Source organism: Paracoccus sp. 228 (assembly GCF_000967825.1).
Classification (GTDB): Bacteria; Pseudomonadota; Alphaproteobacteria; order Rhodobacterales; family Rhodobacteraceae; genus Paracoccus; species Paracoccus marcusii.
On sequence record NZ_JYGY01000020.1, the window covers coordinates 1 to 2,692 of the forward strand.

The 2,692-nt window shown below is 62.3% G+C and carries 5 protein-coding genes; all 5 read left to right on the forward strand.

Translation table 11 applies throughout. The annotated features are described in order from the left end of the window. A partial coding sequence (locus SY26_RS19565; RefSeq protein WP_046001960.1) for an ATP-binding cassette domain-containing protein occupies window positions 1–620 on the forward strand: 620 nt, incomplete at its 5' end. Then, entirely contained in the window at window positions 592–1,269 is a 678-nt protein-coding gene (locus tag SY26_RS19570; RefSeq protein ID WP_084693984.1) for an acyl-homoserine-lactone synthase, read from the forward strand. The genes SY26_RS19565 and SY26_RS19570, both read left to right, overlap by 29 nt. 88 nt (window positions 1,270–1,357) lie before the next feature. Continuing rightward, entirely contained in the window at window positions 1,358–1,723 is a 366-nt protein-coding gene (locus tag SY26_RS19575; protein ID WP_046001961.1) for a transposase, read from the forward strand. Beyond that, window positions 1,720–2,067, forward strand: coding sequence for an IS66 family insertion sequence element accessory protein TnpB (tnpB, locus tag SY26_RS19580; RefSeq protein ID WP_037211650.1), 348 nt, complete (start codon window positions 1,720–1,722; stop codon window positions 2,065–2,067). The genes SY26_RS19575 and tnpB overlap by 4 nt, the downstream gene beginning before the upstream one ends. Before the next feature lie 59 nt (window positions 2,068–2,126). After that, the coding region (locus tag SY26_RS19585; RefSeq protein WP_046001962.1) for an IS66 family transposase zinc-finger binding domain-containing protein at window positions 2,127–2,692 on the forward strand (566 nt) is incomplete at its 3' end.

Below are 2,692 nucleotides of genomic sequence, written 5' to 3' on the forward strand. Positions count from 1 at the left end.
GGGTGCTGCTGGAAATTGAGGATGCCGAGATTCCCATGCGCGGTCTCACCGCTCTGATGGGAGGCTCCGGTACCGGAAAATCGCTGCTCGCCAAAACCCTTGCAGGCTTGCGTGAGCACGAGGGGCTCATCCTCAGCCCGATACCAAGCGCGGATATATATCTGGTGAATCAATCTGTCGAGATGTTCGACATGCCACTGGCTCAGAACGTGGCACTCGCCGCTGAGGTGGATACTAATAGGCTGCGGCACAGCCTGTTGCGCGCCGGCTTCACAAAGGCAGAAATCACGAATTTAAGTGATCGCCCCCTCGGGGAGAGCGGGCGCAGCATCTCGGGCGGGCAGCGCAAGCGCATCGGTTTTGCGCGGCTGCTCTACCACAACGCACGCTTCATCATTGTCGACGAGCCCACCTCCGAGCTTGACCGTGACACCGCTCAGACTGTTATTGCTACGCTGCGGGACATCGCACATAGTGTGCCGGTTCTAGTCATTACCCATGACAAGACCCTGCGTGCCGCTGCCGACCAAGCCTTTCGCATCTGCGACGGAACGCTAGTGTCGGAAACGGAATCCGCTTCGGGAGAGCGCTATGCAATCCGTGCTGTTCCGGGGGAGTAGCGAAGCGCCTTTTAAGGGCCCGATGTTCCGCCTACGCAAGCGCGCCTTCTCCGAGCGCCGACAGTGGCGCGTATGCTGCCGCGGAGATTATGAGACCGACCGGTTCGATGCCCTTAACCCGCTCTACCTATGCGTTGTTGATCGCAGTACGCTCATCGGCTCGCTGCGGATCCTGCCGACCACCGGACCCTATATGTTGCGTGATGTTTTCCCGCAGCTCTTGGGCGGAGCAACGGCGCCGAGCGATCCATGCATCATGGAGATTTCCCGCCTCTGCGTAGACCGCGAGGGTGCGCGCCATCTTGGACCATCGGGAAGACGCGAGGTGACACAGATTCTACTGTCAAGCCTGTTCCGAGCGATGTGGGGACAAGGGATACACACGCTACTTGGGGTCTACGACCTGCAGGTGGGGCGCGTTCTCTCACGGGTCGGCTGCCGCCCCAAAGCCATCGGACCGATTTGCACCATGGACCGCGGGCTGCGCACCGTTGCGGGGCAATTCACGGTGGATGAAGACGCCATCATGCGCCTCGAATCATGTTTGGAGACGGGAACTCCTAGAGCAGGGCATGAAATACGGCATGGTTTTTCCGGTGCATTCCAGATCAACCAGCGGTTTTGCGCTGGCCCCGACACTTTCCCTTAAAACGTAAGCGTCCGGCGTCGCTGCTCTGCCGCGCGTAGAGGGTGATCGATAGTGTCCACCATGGGATAGTGGACACTATGGGTTCGTGATGGCGCGTCGGACGAAGCGGCTTTGGACGGATGAGGAGAAGCGGTCGATCTGTTTGCAGACGACGGCAGCGGGCGTGTCCGTGGCGCGGGTGGCGCAGCGCTATGCGATGAATGCCAACGTGATCTTCAAGTGGTTGCGCGACCCGCGCTATGCGCCTGCTCCCCCGGCGGAGCCGGATGCGGCGTGTTTCCTTCCCGTCGAGATCGTCGATCGGCCCATGCACGACGATAGCGAAGCCGCCGCCGATCCCACACCTGCGGCAGGGATGATCGAGATTGACCTCGCATGCGGTCACAGGCTGCGGATCAGCGGGACCTACGATCCTGAAGCGCTGGTTCGGCTGATCCGAGGCCTGTCTGGATGATTCCAGTCCCGGCCAACACCCGCGTATGGCTGGCGGCAGGCGTGACGGACATGCGGCGCGGGTTCACCACGCTTGCGGCCCAGGCAGAGACGGTGCTGAAGCAGGATCCGTTCGCCGGGCACATGTTCGTGTTCCGCGGTCGGCGCGGTGATCTGATCAAGATCATCTGGTGGGACGGCCAGGGCGCATGCCTGTTCTCGAAGCGTCTGGAGAAGGGCCGGTTCGTGTGGCCGTCGGCGAAGGAGGGCAAGATCGCGCTGACGCCGGCTCAGTTGGCGATGCTGCTGGAGGGTATCGACTGGCGTCTGCCGCAGCGCAGTTGGACGCCGCTCAAGGCGGGATAAACCGCGCGCGACAGCACGTTCGGGATTCCTGTCTCACCCTTGTTTTGTTATGATTGGTCATGCTGGACGTGGCCAAATCTCTACCCGAAGACCCTGAGGAACTGCGGCGGTTCACGGCGCTTCTGCTGGCCGAAGTGAAGTCGCAGGCGATGCTGATCGAGAAGCTGCGCCACCAGCTCGCCGGTCACCGCAGCCACAGGTTCGGCCCCTCGTCGGAGACGATCGAGCAGCTTCAGCTGGCTCTGGAAGCCAGCGAGATCTCCGTCGCCAAGATGACCGCGAAGCTGCGCCTGCCGGACGAGGAGGAGAAGGACAAGCCGAAGCGTCGTCCCATCCCCGATCACATTCCGCGTCAGGAGATCGAGCTGAGCACCGGCGACGATGGCTGCGCCCACTGCGGTGGGACGCTGCGCCGCTTGGGCGAGGACGTGACCGAAGAGCTGGAGTATGTGCCCGGCCGGTTCATCGTGAACCGGATTGTCCGCCCGCGCTTGGCCTGTTCCGGCTGTGAAGCCTTCACTCAGGCCGCCTTGCCATCCCGCCCGATCGAGCGCGGTCGTCCCGGCCCCGGCCTGCTGGCGCATGTTCTGGTCTCCAAATACGCCGACCATCTGCCCTTGTATCG